18 protein-coding genes are annotated in these 15,466 nt (G+C 69.4%); 5 read left to right on the top strand and 13 right to left on the bottom strand.

Annotated features, from left to right (window positions below):
* Positions 1-50: 50 nt before the first annotated feature.
* Both AUV07_RS04710 and AUV07_RS04705 read left to right on the top strand, forming a co-directional pair.
* The gene (locus AUV07_RS04710) at positions 51-545 is read left to right on the top strand and encodes a glutathione peroxidase (protein WP_062634283.1); all 495 of its coding nucleotides are present in this window, start codon (positions 51-53) and stop codon (positions 543-545) included.
* 143 nt (positions 546-688) lie between these two features.
* Positions 689-1,885: a metallophosphoesterase family protein gene (locus tag AUV07_RS04705; RefSeq protein ID WP_062634281.1), complete on the top strand. Its 1,197-nt coding sequence runs from the start codon at positions 689-691 to the stop codon at positions 1,883-1,885.
* 64 nt (positions 1,886-1,949) lie between these two features.
* Here AUV07_RS04705 and AUV07_RS04700 read toward each other — a convergent pair whose 3' ends face one another.
* A complete protein-coding gene (locus AUV07_RS04700; protein ID WP_062634279.1) occupies positions 1,950-2,624 on the bottom strand; it encodes a DsbA family oxidoreductase in 675 nt (224 codons plus the stop codon).
* A 52-nt stretch (positions 2,625-2,676) separates the two neighbouring features.
* Between AUV07_RS04700 and AUV07_RS04695 the strand changes: the two genes are divergently transcribed.
* Entirely contained in the window at positions 2,677-3,285 is a 609-nt protein-coding gene (locus AUV07_RS04695) for an AAA family ATPase (protein ID WP_062634277.1), read from the top strand.
* On the opposite strand, the gene AUV07_RS04690 is transcribed toward AUV07_RS04695, so the two are convergent.
* Together AUV07_RS04690 and recO are read right to left on the bottom strand one after the other, a co-directional pair.
* Positions 3,228-4,028, bottom strand: a complete 801-nt coding sequence (locus tag AUV07_RS04690) for an isoprenyl transferase (protein WP_062634275.1) — start codon at positions 4,026-4,028, stop codon at positions 3,228-3,230. The genes AUV07_RS04695 and AUV07_RS04690 overlap by 58 nt on opposite strands.
* Complete coding sequence (gene recO / locus AUV07_RS04685) at positions 4,025-4,771, bottom strand: DNA repair protein RecO (protein ID WP_062634273.1); 747 nt, start codon at positions 4,769-4,771, stop codon at positions 4,025-4,027. Before recO ends, AUV07_RS04690 begins: the two co-directional genes overlap by 4 nt.
* Positions 4,772-4,805: 34 nt before the next feature.
* Between recO and AUV07_RS04680 the strand changes: the two genes are divergently transcribed.
* Positions 4,806-5,498: a trimeric intracellular cation channel family protein gene (locus tag AUV07_RS04680; RefSeq protein ID WP_025103677.1), complete on the top strand. Its 693-nt coding sequence runs from the start codon at positions 4,806-4,808 to the stop codon at positions 5,496-5,498.
* 66 nt (positions 5,499-5,564) lie between these two features.
* On the opposite strand, the gene AUV07_RS04675 is transcribed toward AUV07_RS04680, so the two are convergent.
* Entirely contained in the window at positions 5,565-6,278 is a 714-nt protein-coding gene (locus tag AUV07_RS04675; RefSeq protein ID WP_062634271.1) for a TetR/AcrR family transcriptional regulator, read from the bottom strand.
* A gap of 66 nt (positions 6,279-6,344) precedes the next feature.
* Between AUV07_RS04675 and AUV07_RS04670 the strand changes: the two genes are divergently transcribed.
* Positions 6,345-6,725, top strand: a complete 381-nt coding sequence (locus AUV07_RS04670; protein WP_062634270.1) for a VOC family protein — start codon at positions 6,345-6,347, stop codon at positions 6,723-6,725.
* Positions 6,726-6,798: 73 nt separating this feature from the next.
* Here AUV07_RS04670 and leuA read toward each other — a convergent pair whose 3' ends face one another.
* The 9 genes from leuA to AUV07_RS04625 form a co-directional block, all read right to left on the bottom strand.
* Positions 6,799-8,553 carry a 2-isopropylmalate synthase gene (leuA, locus tag AUV07_RS04665; RefSeq protein ID WP_025103680.1) on the bottom strand — a complete coding sequence of 585 codons (1,755 nt, stop codon included), beginning with the start codon at positions 8,551-8,553 and terminating at the stop codon, positions 6,799-6,801.
* Positions 8,554-8,787: 234 nt separating this feature from the next.
* Positions 8,788-9,729 (bottom strand): quinone oxidoreductase family protein, encoded by a 942-nt coding sequence (locus AUV07_RS04660; protein ID WP_157523925.1) that lies wholly within the window; start codon positions 9,727-9,729, stop codon positions 8,788-8,790.
* Between the two features lie 43 nt (positions 9,730-9,772).
* A complete protein-coding gene (locus AUV07_RS04655) occupies positions 9,773-10,243 on the bottom strand; it encodes a hypothetical protein (protein ID WP_062634265.1) in 471 nt (156 codons plus the stop codon).
* The gene (locus tag AUV07_RS04650) at positions 10,240-11,223 is read right to left on the bottom strand and encodes a hypothetical protein (protein ID WP_062634264.1); all 984 of its coding nucleotides are present in this window, start codon (positions 11,221-11,223) and stop codon (positions 10,240-10,242) included. Before AUV07_RS04650 ends, AUV07_RS04655 begins: the two co-directional genes overlap by 4 nt.
* A complete protein-coding gene (locus AUV07_RS04645; RefSeq protein ID WP_062634262.1) occupies positions 11,223-11,744 on the bottom strand; it encodes an RNA polymerase sigma factor in 522 nt (173 codons plus the stop codon). The genes AUV07_RS04650 and AUV07_RS04645 overlap by 1 nt, the downstream gene beginning before the upstream one ends.
* A gap of 54 nt (positions 11,745-11,798) precedes the next feature.
* Positions 11,799-12,695 carry a GTPase Era gene (era, locus tag AUV07_RS04640; RefSeq protein WP_062635160.1) on the bottom strand — a complete coding sequence of 299 codons (897 nt, stop codon included), beginning with the start codon at positions 12,693-12,695 and terminating at the stop codon, positions 11,799-11,801.
* Positions 12,688-13,980, bottom strand: a complete 1,293-nt coding sequence (locus AUV07_RS04635) for a hemolysin family protein (RefSeq protein WP_062634260.1) — start codon at positions 13,978-13,980, stop codon at positions 12,688-12,690. The genes era and AUV07_RS04635 overlap by 8 nt, the downstream gene beginning before the upstream one ends.
* A complete protein-coding gene (gene ybeY / locus AUV07_RS04630; protein WP_025103688.1) occupies positions 13,977-14,438 on the bottom strand; it encodes an rRNA maturation RNase YbeY in 462 nt (153 codons plus the stop codon). Before ybeY ends, AUV07_RS04635 begins: the two co-directional genes overlap by 4 nt.
* Complete coding sequence (locus AUV07_RS04625) at positions 14,435-15,460, bottom strand: PhoH family protein (protein WP_231868217.1); 1,026 nt, start codon at positions 15,458-15,460, stop codon at positions 14,435-14,437. The genes ybeY and AUV07_RS04625 overlap by 4 nt, the downstream gene beginning before the upstream one ends.
* Between the last annotated feature and the right edge of the window lie 6 nt (positions 15,461-15,466).

Here is a 15,466-nt window from a genome sequence, read left to right as displayed (position 1 = left end):
ATTCTCCCAGACCCGGAGCCGGTGGGGATGCGGCGACCTAAGCTGTGCATATGACCGATCCCGCCCTCCGTTCCATCCCCTTCACCGACGCCCAGGGCCAGCAGAAGACTCTGGACGATCTCGGCGCCGACGTGGTGCTCGTGGTGAACGTCGCCTCGAAGTGCGGACTGACCCCGCAGTACGAGCAGCTGGAGGAGCTGCAGCGCCGGTTCGGCGACCGCGGCTTCACCGTGGTCGGCTTCCCCTGCAACCAGTTCTTCGGCCAGGAGCCCGGTTCGGTCGACGAGATCCTCGAGTTCTGCTCCACGACGTACGGCGTCTCCTTCCCGGTGAACGACAAGATCAAGGTCAACGGCAAGAACGCCGCCGAGCTGTACAAGGCTCTCAAGGAGACGCCGGATGCCGGCGGCAAGGCCGGCCGCGTCGAGTGGAACTTCGAGAAGTTCCTGGTGCTCCCGGACGGGGATGTGCTGCGCTTCCGCCCGAAGCAGAAGCCCGATGCGCCGGAGATCGTCCAGGCGATCGAGGCCGCGCTCCCCCGCTGAGCGTCGTTCACCTCCGCGTCACGCGCGCACCGCGTCCCGGCGCTCGACGAGGCCGCCCTCGTTCACCGTCCGGTCTCTCCGCGGACATCTGGCATCCCTAGTCTCACCGCGGCGACACGCGCCGACGACGAAGGAGACCACGAATGCCCGACCGACTGCCCCTCAGCCGGCGAACTGTCCTCACGGCCGGAGCGCTCGGCGCGCTCGGCACCGCCCTCCCCCTCGGAGCCGCTCCCGCCGCCGCGGTGACCGTCCCGGCGTCGCCCGGCGCGGCCCAGGCGCGCACCCTGCGCTTCCGCGCGGACGGCACCTTCAAGGTCGTGCAGTTCAACGACACGCAGGACGACGAGCTCACCGACCGCCGCACCGTCGAGCTGATGGAGAAGGTGCTCGACCAGGAGAAGCCGGACTTCGTGGTCATCAACGGCGATGTGATCACGGGCGGGTGCGAGACGCGGCTGGCGGTGAAGCAGGCGATCAACAACGTCGTCATGCCGATGGAGTCTCGTCGCATTCCGTGGGCGGTCACCTACGGCAACCACGACGAGGACTCGCTGCCGCAGTCCGGCGTCGACGAGGCAGGGATGCTGCAGATCTACCGGTCGTACGAGTACAACGTGAACGCCGAGAACACGCGCGGCGTGACGGGCACGAGCAACACGATCGTGACGATCGGCTCCGCCGCGAAGAAGAACCGGGAGGCCTTCGCGCTCTGGCTGATGGACTCGGGCCGCTACGCGCCGGACGCCATCGACGGCCAGGACTTCGCCGGTTACCCGGCATGGGATTGGCTGCGCATGGACCAGGTCGCCTGGTACCGCGACCAGTCGCAGCGGCTGGAGCAGCGCCGAGGGCGCAAGGTCCCGGGCCTCATGTTCCTCCACATCGCCCTGTGGGAGCACCGCTTCATGTGGTGGGGCGGTGTGGACACCCGCACGGCGGCCGATGCCGCCCGCGGCAGGGCCCGCCACGGCATCGTCGGGGAGCGCAACGAGGACGAGTGCCCCGGGCCGTTCAACTCGGGGATGTTCAACGCGATCCTCGAGCGCGGCGACGTGAAGGGCGTGTTCGTCGGCCACGACCACGTCAACGACTACATGGGCGACTACTACGGCGTGATGCTCGGATACGCTCCCGGCACCGGCTTCGGCGCCTACGGTCTGGCCGGCGCGGAGCGCAATCGCCTCCGGGGCGGCCGGGTGTTCGAGCTGACGGAGGCCGGCGAGGAGGTCACGATCGCCACGCGCGTCGTCTATGCGCGGGACCTCGGCATCGACCTGACGGCGAACGATCAGCCGATGGAGCCGCTCCCCCTCGGACCACGCCAGCAGCGCCTCTGAGCCCGGGCAGCAGAACGGCGGGGACCCCCGACCCGGGGTCCCCGCCGTCGTCTGTCGCTGCGGGTCAGGCCTCGACGGCCGTGCTGCGCTGCGCCCAGAGGTCGCGGATCACGTTCTCGAACGCCGCCGGCGGCTGCGCGCCGCTGATGCCGTACTGACCGTCGACCACGAAGAACGGCACCCCCTGGATCCCGTAGGCGCGAGCCTGCGCCTGATCCTGGCGGACGTCGGCGAGATACTGCTCGCTCTCGAGTGCGGCGCGAGCGCGATCGGCATCGAGGCCCACCTCGGCGGCGAGGGCGACGAGGTCGTCGATGCGTCCCACGTGCTTGCCCTCGGTGAAGTAGGCGGACATGAGCCGCTCCTCCATCTCGTGCTGGCGGCCCTCGGCCTTCGCGAAATGCAGCAGCTCGTGCGCCTTCACGGTGTTCGTGTGCTGCAGCAGGTCGAACCGGTACTGCAGCCCTGCGTTCGCGGCGACGTTCGTGACGTTGGCGAGCATCTGCTCGACCTGCGTGCGCGGCATCCCCTTGTGCCCGGAGAGGAAGTCGATCTCGTCGCCGTCGAAGTCGACCGGGGTGTCCGGGGAGAGTTCGAAGGAGTGGAAGGTGACCGTGACCTGCGGAGCGTCCTCGTCGGCCGCGACCGCTTCGAGACCCTTCTCGAGGTTGCGCTTGCCGATGTAGCACCAGGGGCAGGCGATGTCGGACCAGATGTCGATGGCGATGGGTTCAGTCACACCGTGGTCAACCGTCCGCGCGTGCGACGTATTCCGTCAGTAGAATCCTCGGATGCTCTCCGCCGACGATCCCCTGCCCTTCCGGCCCGCACGGGTGCTCGTCGCGGGCGTCACCGGGTCGGGGAAGACGACTCTGTCCCGACGGCTCGCCGACCTCTGGGACCTCCGTCACGTGGAGATCGACGGCCTGTTCCACGGCCCGGACTGGACCCCGCGGGCGGAGTTCCTCGACGACGTGCGCGCCTTCGCCGCGGAGGAGCGCTGGGTGACGGAGTGGCAGTACACGAGCAAGGGCACTGACGAGATCCTGACCCCGAGAGCGCAACTCGCGCTCTGGCTCGACTACCCGTACCGCGTGGTGCGGTCGCGTCTGCTCCGACGCACCCTGAGCCGCAGCATCCTCCGCACCCGGATGTGGAACGGCAACGTCGAGAAGCCGATCTGGCACCTCCTGCGCAGCGATCCGGAGGAGAGCATCCTGGCCTGGCAGACGAAGACGCTGCGAACCTGGTCCGAGCGCTTCCCCGCGGTGCAGGAGCGCTTCCCCCACCTCACGATCGTGCGGCTGACGCATCCGCGCGAGACGGAGCGCTGGCTGCGGGCTCAGGCCGAGGTCGGGGTGTCCACGGCGCCGCCGAAGCGTCGGTCGCGGGAGAGGTAGACCCCGATCGCGCGCCAGAGCTCCTCGCGCGAGAAGTCCGGCCACAGCGTGTCGAGGAACACCATCTCGGCGTAGGCCGACTGCCACAGCAGGAAGTTGGAGGTGCGCTGCTCCCCCGAGCTGCGCAGGAACAGGTCCACGTCCGGCATGTCCGGGACGTAGAGGTGACGACGGATCGTCTTCTCGCTGATCGCGTTCGGCTTCACCCGCCCGGCCGCGACATCGGCCGCGATGGCCCGCATCGCGTCGACGAGCTCGACCCGACCGCCGTAGTTCACGCACATGGTGAGGGTGAGCACGTCGTTGTCGCGGGTCAGCTGCTCGGCGTACTGCAGCTCCTTGATGACGCTCCCCCACAGGCGCGGCTTGCGCCCCGCCCACCGCACGCGCACACCCCACTCGTTGAGCTGATCGCGGCGCCGGTGCAGCACATCGCGGTTGTACCCCATGAGGAAGCGGACCTCCTCGGGGGAACGGGCCCAGTTCTCGGTGGAGAACGCATAGACGGAGAGGTGCTTCACGCCGGCCTGGATCGCGCCGGCGACGACGTCGAGCAGCACCTCCTCCCCAGCCTTGTGGCCCTCGATGCGGTTGAGGCCCCGGCGGTTCGCCCAGCGCCCGTTGCCGTCCATGACGATGGCGACGTGCTCCGGGACGGCCGGGAACGCGGGCGGGTACACGCCGGTCCAGTCGATCGGCCGATACGGCACGGCGTCCTTGTGGGTGTAGGGCTTCGGGCTCACCGTGCTCCTTCTCCGGGGGTGGACGACGACACGTGCGCGAGCGAGCGGATGCCCCGCTCCAGGTGCCACTGGGCGTACGCCGCGACGAGACCCGAGGCGGCAGCGGTGTCGGCGTGCGGGGCCGCGTCGACGAGGTCCCAGTCGCCGCGGATCAGCGCGCGCAGCAGTGTCAAGGTTTTCTCGGCGATCCGCGGGCTCCCGGCGGGTGCATCGGCGTGGCACACGAGACCGCCGAGCTGGGCGACGAAGACGGAGTGCGGCCCCGGAGCCCCGCAGCGCGCGCAGTCCTCGAGGGACGGTGCCCACCCCGAAAGGGACATGACCCGCAGCAGATACGAATCGAGGATGCTGCGCGGAGCGTGCTCGCCGCGGGACAGCGCCCGCAGCCCGCCGACGAGCAGGAGGTACTGCTCCGGCGTGGCCTCGGCGTCGCTGAGCCGATCCGCCGTCTCGACCATGGCGTTCGCGGCTGTGAACCGGTCGTAATGCGCGGCGATGTCCGTGCCGTAGGCTCCGAGCGACTCGGCCTGCTGCACGATGTCGAGCGAGCGGCCTTCGTAGAGCTGCACGTCGGCGACCATGAACGGCTCGAGGCGGGAGCCGAACTTCGACGAGGTGCGCCGCACGCCCTTGGCCACCGCGCGCACCTTGCCGTGCCGCCGGGACAGCATCGTGACGATGCGATCCGCCTCGCCCAGCTTGTGGGTGCGCAGGATCACCGCTTCGTCTCGGTAGGTGGGCACCCTTCGATTATCCTCCGTGCGCGACAATGGACGCGTGACCGAACCGCTCTTCACCATTCCGCTGTGGGCGGACCTCCTCGGCGTCGGTCTCGGCGGAGTGCAGGGCGCGATGTTCGCCGCCGGGTTCCAGGGCCAGCGCCGGCTCGACTGGCTGGGCGTCGCCATCATCGGGATCATGATCGGCATGGGCGGCGGTCTCATCCGCGACATCCTGCTCGGACAGACGCCCGCCACCCTGCAGAACCAGTGGTACCTGGTCACGGCCGCGGGTGCCGCCCTGCTCGGCATGCTGCTGGCCGGGCTCTTCACGCGGCTCAACACCGCGATCGTGGTGCTGGACGCCGTCGTGATCGGCATGTTCGGCGCCTTCGGGACGAGCAAGGCGCTCGCCTTCGGCATCCCGGAAGTGCCCGCGGTCTTCATCGGCGTCTGCGCCGCGGTCGGCGGGAGTGTGCTCCGCGACATGCTGATGGGCCTGCCGACGGCGATCATGCACGTCGGCTCGCTGTATGCCGTCGCCGCGGCCGCCGGCTGCACGTTCATCGTCGTCGCGAACGCCGTCGGGATGCCCATCCCCCTCGCGGCCGTCATCGGCATCGTCGTGACCGCTGTGATCCGGATCCTCGCCGTGACGTTCGACGTCTCGCTTCCGGAGCAGCGCCGTCTCTACCGCCGCAAGGTCGCCGCGGAGACCGGTGCCATCCCGATCGTGAAGCCCCAGGACTGACTTCGAATCGCCCGATTGGCTCCATCCCGCCGCCAAATACGACCAATCGCGCGATTCGAACGACGATCAGGTGGCGGCGAGCCCGTCGATCACGCGCGCGAGGCCGAACTCCCACGCCGTCCGAGCGTCGTAGGGGCCACCCATGGACTCCCCGGCAGCCTGGCCCACCGACCGGGCGAGCGGCAGGTCGTCACCCAGGTAGACCGCCAGACGCGGTGCCGCCTCCGCCCAGGAAGCCGCGAACGACTCGGCACTCTGCTGCTCCCGCATGCGGGCCGCCGCGGAGAGGGTGAAGTCCAGCACGAAACTCAACGCCGCGTCGCGCTCCACGGCGCCGAGGCCGAGACCGTCGAAGGCGTGGAGCTCCCGGTCGTACTTGCCGATGGTGCCGGGGCCGAGTGCGACCCGCGGATCCCGGACGTCGATGAGCCACGGGTGGGTCCGGAAGAGGCGCAGGTTGTCCTCGGCGATCGCCCGGACCCCGTCGCGCCATCCGGAGGCCTGCACAGACGCGACGAGCATCCTGGCATGCATCGCGTCCGCCATCAGGACGAGCAGGTCGGCGCGGCTGTTGACGTGCGTGTAAATCGACATCGGCGTCAGCTCGAGACTCTGCGCGAGAGACCGGATGGTCACCGCGCCGAGGCCGTCGGCGTCCGCCAACGCGACAGCACGGTCGACGACATCATCCGTCGAATGACGCGCCTTCGGTCCGCGCTGTGGGGTCGCGGGAGCCACGGGGCTGTGCCGCCAGAGCAGATCGACGAGGTTCTTGGTCATCGGGAATAGCCTAGACCGCTCACGCCTTAACACTGTACGCTGTATAGACTTTCAATTAGGAGAACCATGAACATCACGCAGACCGCCCTCTCGCTCAACGTCCCCGACGTCGCCGCCTCCGCCACCTTCGCCATGACGCACTTCGGGTTCGAGGAGGCGATGTCCGCGGAGGGCTTCGTCTCGTTGCAGCATCCGGGGCCGGTGCCGAACGTCATCTTTCTCGAGACGGGGCTGTCGACATTCCGCCCGGAGGAGATCGCCGGGTCCGCCGGTCAAGGCACCCTGATCGTGTTCGTCGTCGACGAGATCGACAAGGAGTTCGCCCGCATCGCCGCCGCGGGCGCTCGCGTGGTCACCCCTCCCGAGACCGAACCCTGGGGCGAGCGGTACTGCCAGTTCGCCGACCCCAACGGCATCATCTGGCAGCTGGTGCAGTGGGTGGACTGACCCTCTACTTCGAATCGCGCGATTGGCCCCATCCGGCGGCCGGAGACAACCAATCGCGCGATTCGAAAGAGGGTCAGACGGCGGCCAGCTCCTGCTGACGGCTGCGGATCGACCGGTTCACACCGGACACGATCGCCTTGAGCGATGCGGTCGAGATGTCGCCGTCGATGCCGACGCCCCACAGGCGCTGATCGCCCACCTGCAGCTCGACGTAGGCCGCGGCCTGCGCGTCCCCACCGGCACTGAGAGCGTGCTCCACGTAGTCGTAGACCGTGATGTCGAAGCCCTGACCACGCAGGACCTCGACGAAGGCGGCGACCGGACCGTTGCCGTTGCCCGACACGGAGACCTCCTGGTCGTCGTCCCGCAGCACGACGTCGAGCACGACGTCACCGGACATGTCGCTCCGGGTCTGCGTGGCGAGCAGTTCGAACCGGCCCCACTTCGCCTCGGTGTCCACGGCGGGCAGGTACTCGTCGGTGAAGATCGACCAGATCTGCTCGCTGGTGACCTCGCCCCCCTCGGCATCCGTCTTGGCCTGCACGACCCCGGAGAACTCGATCTGGAGCTTGCGCGGCAGATCGATCGCGTGGTCGGACTTCAGCAGGTACGCGACGCCGCCCTTGCCCGACTGGGAGTTCACGCGGATGACGGCCTCGTAGGAGCGACCGAGGTCCTTCGGGTCGACGGGCAGATACGGCACGGCCCATTCGATCTCGTCCACCGTCACGCCCTGCGCCTCGGCCCTGGCGGCCATGGCCTCGAAGCCCTTCTTGATGGCGTCCTGGTGCGAGCCGCTGAACGCCGTGAAGACGAGGTCACCGGCCCACGGGCTGCGCTCGGGCACCGGCAGCTGGTTGCAGTACTCGACCGTGCGCTTGACCTGGTCGATGTCGCTGAAGTCGATCTGCGGATCGATGCCCTGCGTGAACATGTTGATGCCCAGCGCGACGAGGTCCACGTTGCCCGTGCGCTCCCCGTTGCCGAAAAGGCACCCCTCGATGCGGTCGGCTCCGGCCATGTACCCCAGCTCGGCCGCGGCGATCGCGGTCCCGCGGTCGTTGTGCGGGTGGAGCGACAGGATCACGTTCTCCCGGTGGTTCAGGTGACGGCTCATCCACTCGATGGAGTCGGCGTAGACGTTCGGCGTCGCCATCTCCACCGTCGCGGGGAGGTTGATGATGACCTTGCGGTCCGGCGTGGGCTCGAAGATCTCGATGACCTGGTTGCAGACGTCGACCGCGAACTCCAGCTCGGTGCCGGTGTAGCTCTCCGGGGAGTACTCGTAGTACACCTGCGTGTCCGGGATGGTCTTCTCGAACCGGCGGCACAGCCGGGCGCCCTCGAGCGCGATGTCGATGATGCCCTGCTTGTCGGTGCGGAAGACGACCTCGCGCTGCAGCACGCTCGTGGAGTTGTAGAGATGGACGATGGCCTGCTTCGCGCCGGCGATGGCCTCGTAGGTGCGGGCGATCAGGTGCTCGCGCGCCTGTGTCAGGACCTGGATCGTGACGTCATCCGGGATGAGGTTCTCCTCGATCAGCTGACGCACGAAGTCGAAGTCGGTCTGGCTCGCCGAGGGGAAGCCGACCTCGATCTCCTTGTAGCCCATGCCGACGAGCAGCTCGAACATGACGCGCTTGCGCTCGGGCGACATCGGGTCGATGAGAGCCTGGTTGCCGTCGCGGAGATCGACCGCGCACCAGCGGGGGGCCTCGGTGATGCGGGCGTCGGGCCAGGTGCGGTCAGGCAGGTGGACGGCGATCTGCTCGTGGAACGGCCGGTACTTGTGGATCGGCATCGCGGACGGGCGCTGGGTGTTCTGCATGATGGGGCTTCTTCTCTTCGTCACAATGAACGGGCCAACACAAGCGCCGCGACGAGGAAGGCCCTAGTTTGAGGACTCGTCGCGGCAGCTAAGAAGAAGCAGACCGCCAAAAGGCATGGGGTCATGCTAGCAGGATCGATGCAGACATCGCGACGTCGCGGCGTCCGCACCCGATGGAGGGATCGGTCGATGCGAGGGCGTCGTCATCGTGACCGCGGCACTGCGGGAGATCGGCTAGCCCTCGGGGATCAGCGCGAGCTTGCCGCCCGGGTGCCCGGTGGCGAGGAGGCGATGGGCGTCCGGCGCCTCGGCCAGCGGGAAGGTCCGTGCCACTGGGACCACGAGGTCGCCGTTCTGCGCGAGGGCGACGAGTTCGCTGCGCACCTCGTCGCGGAACCGGGCGCTCTCCGGCATCGACCCGGCGATCGCGAGGAAACCCTCGGCGGACGCCCGCGACGGGTTCGCGATCGTGACGATCCTGCGGCGGTCCGTCACCAGGCTCAGGGAGACGTCGACGGCCTCGTCGGTCCCCACGGCATCGAGAGCCGCGGCGACCGGAACGTCCGCCAGCGCGCGCACCCGCTCCGCGAGCCCGGCACCGTGGGCCACGGGGATGCCGCCGAATCGCCGCACCTCGTCGAAGCGCTCCGGGCTCGCCGTACCGATCACCCGGACGTCCCGCAGCCGGGCCTGCTGCAGCACGCTGACCCCCACCGCACCGGACGCTCCGTGCAGCAGGATCGTCTCCCCCGGGGCCGCCCCGGTGACGGCGAGCATCTCGGCAGCGGTCGTGCCGACGAGCAGGAGGTTCGCCGCCTCGGGGTGCGCGAGCGTCGTCGGCTTCGCGAAGACCGTGGCGGCCGGCACCGTGAGCTCCGTCGCGTACCCGCCCCGGACGCGGAAGGCCACGACCTCGTCGCCGACCCCGGCGTCGCCCGAGCCGATGCGGGTCCCAGGGCCGATCGCCACGAGCTCACCCGAGACCTCGTACCCGATGGCGACCGGGAACTCGAACCCCGGCCGAGCGGCCGCCACATGCTTCGCGTCGGCCGGATTCACCCCGGCGGCACGCACCCGGATCGTGACCTCCCCCTGGCGCGGCGGCGCGGGGACGTACTCCTCGAAAGCCCACGACTCGGGAGGTCCGGCCGTCGCCGCCACCCAGTGCTTCGCCATGCCCTCGCCCCTCATCGTCTCCTGTACCGGGCCGCCCCGACGCTCAGAGGAAGCAGCGAATGTTGGTCGCGGAACCCGAGACGTTGCTCCAGGCATTGGCGTTGACGGTCGCGAGCACCGAGGTCCCGTTACGCACCTGCATGTACCCCGAGGTCCGCGCGTTCGCAGCGGAACGTGTGGCGAACGACGAGGGGATGGTGATGGTGGTGCAGCTCCCCCAGCTCAACATGCCACCGCCGAGGTTGGAGGCGTTGTACGCGCAGATCCGGCCGGTCGCGCAGGAGCCGACGGAACGCGCCGCGACCCGCGAGGTCGCCGGGGCCGGTCGGTACTCCATGTCGAGTTTCGGCCAGACGGCGCTTCCGCCGTCGGTCACCACACCGCCGGGAACCTCTTCGAGCAACTGGGAGAGCTGCGGATCGACCGGCTCCTCGGTTGCCGCGACGGCGGGGCCGCCGGTCACGACGAGAGCCAAGGCCACGAGAACCGCGGTCAGCGGGCGCGAGTGCTTCATTGCACGACCTCCTCAGGGATGTCCCACATCCGATAATCCACGACCGCACCGGCCGGGAAGACGCCGTCGTCCTTCAGGACGGTTCGCTCGATGCCGACGATGCGGCCGGTGTCGAGGGACACCAGAAGGTCGTCGCTCACGATGCCGTCCGCGGACAGCACCCGGATACCGGCGACAGGACGCCCGAGGCGGTCTGTGGACTCGCCGAGCGCCTGCGCTCCTCCGGAGGCCTCGATGAGCGTCAACACCTCGGCGTGCTGCGCGTTGGTGAGCGTCCACTGGCCGAAGACCGAGGTGAGTGCGGTCACCACCTCGAAGGCCGTCGGATCGTCCGGCATGCCGAACGCCTCCAGAAGCGCCCGCACGTCGGCGGCGGACTCCCCCGGCGCGGCGACGACCGGGGTCTCGAACTCGCCGGGGGCGAAGGTCACGCGCGAGGCCACCTCGCCGCTGCTCACGATCTCGGAGTCGCCGTTCGCGACCGCGTCCTCGGGATCGTAGGGGACGCCGTTGATGGCGAGGGCCTCCCCGGAGAGGTCTTCCCGCCAGGTGAACGTCGAGAACTGCGGCATGACCTCGGTGCGCCCCGTGTCCATCTCCGCGTTGAACGACCAGGACGCGGTCCGCACCGAGCGCTCCGGGTCGGCGGGCGGCGCGAACACCGTCAGTTCGGTCTCCGCGTCGGCCACGATGTCGCTCAGAGAGCCGGTGCTCTCGAAGACCAGAGGCGACGGAGTACCCGCGACGGCGGACTGCGGCGGAGTGAGGGCCGCGAAGGCGATGGCGACCGAGGCGGCGGCGGCGGTCAGCCCTGCGGCCCAGCCGATCGTGCGGGTCCGCCGGCGGCGCTGCGGCGCGGGAGCGGACCGGATGATGCGGTCGCGCGCAGCGATCGCACGCGCGTCCGGCTCGGCGTCGCGCGGCGTGCGCGCGGGATCGGCCTCGACGAGCACGCGCTCGAGCAGGGCATTCTCAGGCATCACGCACTCCCCGTCTCCTCCAGTCCCAGCGTGGTGCGCAGCCGTTCCTCGGCCCGCGCCAGCGTCTTCCGTACCCGGGACTCAGAAGTGCGCAGCAGCTCCGCGATCTCCCCCACCGCGAGTCCATCCCAGTACGTGAGCATGATGATACGCCGTTGCCCCGGGGTGAGGACACCCAAAGCTCTGAGGACTTCGCTGCGCCCGAACCCGCCGAGGGTCTCCGGGTCGCCGGAGAGCCCCGCGTGCACGGCATCGATCGCACCGTGCGCGGTGGGAGAACGCCGAGCGCGGGCACGAAGATGGCGGTCCGTCTGTCGGAGCAGCCAGACCTTCCCGGGGGGACGGGTCGGGCGCAGCCGTGACCACGCGACGAGGAACACCTCCGACACGATCTCGCTGACCTCGTCGTCATCGGGGACGACGCCCTCGATGTGGTGGCGCACCGTCGCCCAGTGCTCGTCGAACACTCGTGTGAAGACCTCGTTCCGCAGCGAGCTCGGGTCTTCGCCGCGGCCGATCATGTCGGTGGGGTCGGCGGTCGGCCCGCCGCCTCCGACGTCCTGCTGCCCGGCATGTCAGAACCCGAGCCGCCCGAGCTGCTTCGGATCGCGCTGCCACTCCTTCGCGACCTTGACATGGAGCCCGAGGAAGACGCGGGTCCCGAGCAGTTCCTCGATGCCGGCGCGGGCGCGCGCTCCCACGTCGCGAAGGCGCTTGCCCTTGTGGCCGATGATGATCGCCTTCTGGCTGTCCCGCTCCACGACGATGGACGCATGGACGTCGGTGAGGTCGCTGTCCTCGCGCGGGGCGATGTCATCGACGACGACGGCGATCGAGTGCGGGAGCTCGTCGCGCACGCCGTCGAGGGCGGCCTCGCGGATGATCTCCGCGATCCGGTCCTCCGCGGACTCGTCAGTGGTGACGCCCTCGGGGTAGAGCGCGGGCCCCTCCGGCATGAGCTGCAGGATCTCGTCCGCCAGCACCTCGAGCTGATCCCGCGTCAGCGCCGACAGCGGGATCACCGCCGCCCAGTCCTCGCGGAGGGAGTCCACCTCCATCAGTCGCTCGGTGATCTCATCGCGCCCGGCGGCATCGGTCTTCGTGACGATGGCGATCTTCTGCGCCCGCGGGTAGCCGTCCAGCGAGGCGGCGATCCGGCGGTCGCCGGGACCGACCTTCTCGGTGGCGGGCACGCAGAAGCCGATCACGTCGACGTCGCCCAGGACCTGCTCCACGAGATCGTTCAGCCGCTCGCCGAGGAGTGTGCGCGGCTTGTGGATGCCGGGCGTGTCGACGATGACGAGCTGCCCGTCCGGACGGTTGAGGATGCCGCGGATCGCTCGGCGCGTGGTCTGCGGCTTCTCGCTGGTGATGGCGATCTTCTCGCCGACCAGGGCGTTGGTGAGCGTGGACTTGCCCACGTTCGGCCGCCCGACGAAGGTCACGAACCCGCTCCGGGTGTCTTCAGTCATCGCGCCGCTCTCCTTCATCCTGCACTTCTTCGGGCTCTGCCGCCCGTTCCACGAACACCGTCGCGATACCGCGCCCCCGCCCGCGCGAGGCCCCGCCGGTGAGCACGAGGCCGTGGACGGTCGCCGTCGCACCGGGCTGCGGCACCTGGCCGAGCGTCTTGCCGAGCAGGCCGCCGATGGAGTCGACGTCCTCGTCCTCGAGCTCCAGACCGAACAGATCGCCCACGTCCTCCAGCGAGAGCCGGGAGCTCACCCGATAGCGGCCGTCGCCCAGGTCGACGAACTCGGCGGACACCTGATCGTACTCGTCCGAGATCTCCCCCACGAGCTCCTCGATGAGGTCCTCCAGCGTCACCAGGCCGGAGATCCCGCCATGCTCGTCGATCACGAGGCAGACGTGCACGGCGTCGCGCTTCATCTGCTGCAGCAGCGTCTCCGCGCGCATCGACTCGGGGACGAACATGGCCGGCCGGGCGATCGGACGGATGGAGGCCGCGCGCCAGGCGCTGTCGTCCCGGTACGCGAACTGCACGAGGTCCTTGAGATACAGCACCCCGACGACGTCGTCGGCCTCATCGTCGACCACGGGCATGCGGGACACGCCGCGATGCAGGAAGAGCGACATGGCCTCGTCGGTCGTCGCCTCCGCACCCACGGTGACCATCTCGGTGCGCGGCACCATCACCGCCCGGACGAACTGGTCGGTGAAGTCGAACACCGAGTGTATGAGGTCGCGGTCGTCCTCCTCGATGAGGTCGTTGGACGCGGCCTCATCGACCATGCTCAGCAGCTGGTCCTCGCTGGAGAACGAACTGCGTCCGGTGCCCGGCGTGACACGGTTGCCCAGGACGACGAGCCCCTGGGCGATGGGGCCCAGGATGATCCGGAGTCCGCGCACGATGGCCGCGCTCCCGCGGATCATGCTCTCGGCGTGCTGGTGACCGAACGTCCGCGGACTCGCCCCGACGAGGACGAAGGTGATGCCGGTCATCAGGATGGCGGCGGCGAGCATCGCCCACCAGATGTTCTCGAAGACGATCGTGAACGCCACGGTGACGAGCACGGCAGCCGTCACCTCCGCGAGGACACGGATGAAGGCGACGGCGTTGACGTGCGCGTCCAGGTCGGCGGCGATGCGCCCGAGGGCCTTCGCACGGCGCCCCTCGGTCGCCATGTCCTCCAGCCCGGCGCGCGAGGTCACGCCGTATGCCGCGTCGATCGCGGCCATGAGGCCGCCGAACGCCACCAGCAGCACCGCGGCGACGAGCAGCAGCAGCTCCGTCATCGCCGGCGGCGCTCGGACGCGGCGAAGCCCTGGATGAGCTGCTTCTGCAGCCCGAACATCTCCCGCTCCTCATCCGGCTCGGCGTGGTCGAACCCGAGCAGGTGCAGCAGTCCGTGCGTGGTGAGCAGGATGAGCTCGTCCATGAGGGTGTGCCCGGCGGCCTGCGCCTGCGTCTCCGCGACCTGCGGGCAGAGGACGATGTCGCCGAGCAGTCCGGGAGGCGTCGGACGGTCCTCGGTGCCGGGCCGGAGCTCGTCCATCGGGAAGCTCAGGACGTCGGTCGGCCCCGGCTCGTCCATCCACTGCACGTGCAGCGCCTCCATAGCGCCCTCGTCGACGAGCACGATGGCCACCTCGGCGTCCGCGCTGACGTGGAGCTGCGCCAGGTTGAAGTCCGTCAGCCGCTGCAGCACGGTCTCGTCGACATCGATGGCCGACTCGTTGTTGATCTCGATCATGAGAGCCCTCGTTTCGGCATGCGGTCGCGTGGTCCGGGTCGCTGGGCGCCGCGGCGCTCGGCACGGTTGGCGAACTCGTGCGCCTGCTCGCGCTCGGCCCGCTGCGCCACGCGCCGCTCGTCGTACTCGCTGTAGGCGTCGACGATGCGCCCCACCAGGGAGTGCCGGACCACGTCGTCACTGGTGAGACGGGAGAAGTGGATGTCGTCGATGCCGTCGAGCACCCGGGTGACCAGGCGGAGGCCGGAGGCGCCCTGCGGAAGGTCGACCTGTGTGATGTCGCCGGTGACGACCATCTTCGTGCCGAACCCGAGACGCGTGAGGAACATCTTCATCTGCTCGGGCGTGGTGTTCTGCGCCTCGTCGAGCACGACGAAGGAGTCGTTGAGGGTGCGTCCGCGCATGTATGCGAGGGGCGCGACCTCGATGGTGCCCGTCGCCATCAGGCGCGGCACGATCTCCGGATCCATCATCTCGTTGAGCGCGTCATAGAGCGGCCGCAGGTACGGATCGATCTTGTCGGTGAGCGTGCCGGGGAGGAAACCGAGGCGCTCCCCCGCTTCGACCGCCGGACGGGTGAGGATGATGCGGGTGACCTCCTTGCGCTGCAGCGCCTGGACGGCCTTCGCCATCGCCAGGTAAGTCTTGCCCGTTCCGGCCGGACCGATGCCGAACACGATCGTGTTCTCCTCGATCGCGTCGACGTACTCCTTCTGACCGAGGGTCTTCGGCCGGATCACCTTGCCCCGCGTGGAGAGGATCGCCTCGCCCAGCACCTCGCTGGGCCGCGGGCCGCCGTCCTGACGCAGCATGCGCGCCGAGCTGGACACGTCGCTCGGGGCGAGATCGTGCCCGGCTTTGGTCATCGTGAGGAGCTCGTCGACGAGGGCCTTGGCCTTGGCGACGGCATCGCGCGCACCCGTGAGCGTGATCTCGTTGCCGCGGACGAGCACCTGCACGTCACGGTGCTCGCGCTCGAGCATCCGCAGCAGCCGGTCCTGCGGACCGAGCAGCTGCACCATCGCGAC

The sequence above is a fragment of the Microbacterium sp. CH1 genome (assembly GCF_001595495.1).
In the GTDB taxonomy this organism is placed as follows: domain Bacteria; phylum Actinomycetota; class Actinomycetes; order Actinomycetales; family Microbacteriaceae; genus Microbacterium.
This window is presented reverse-complemented; position numbering and strand designations above follow the sequence as displayed.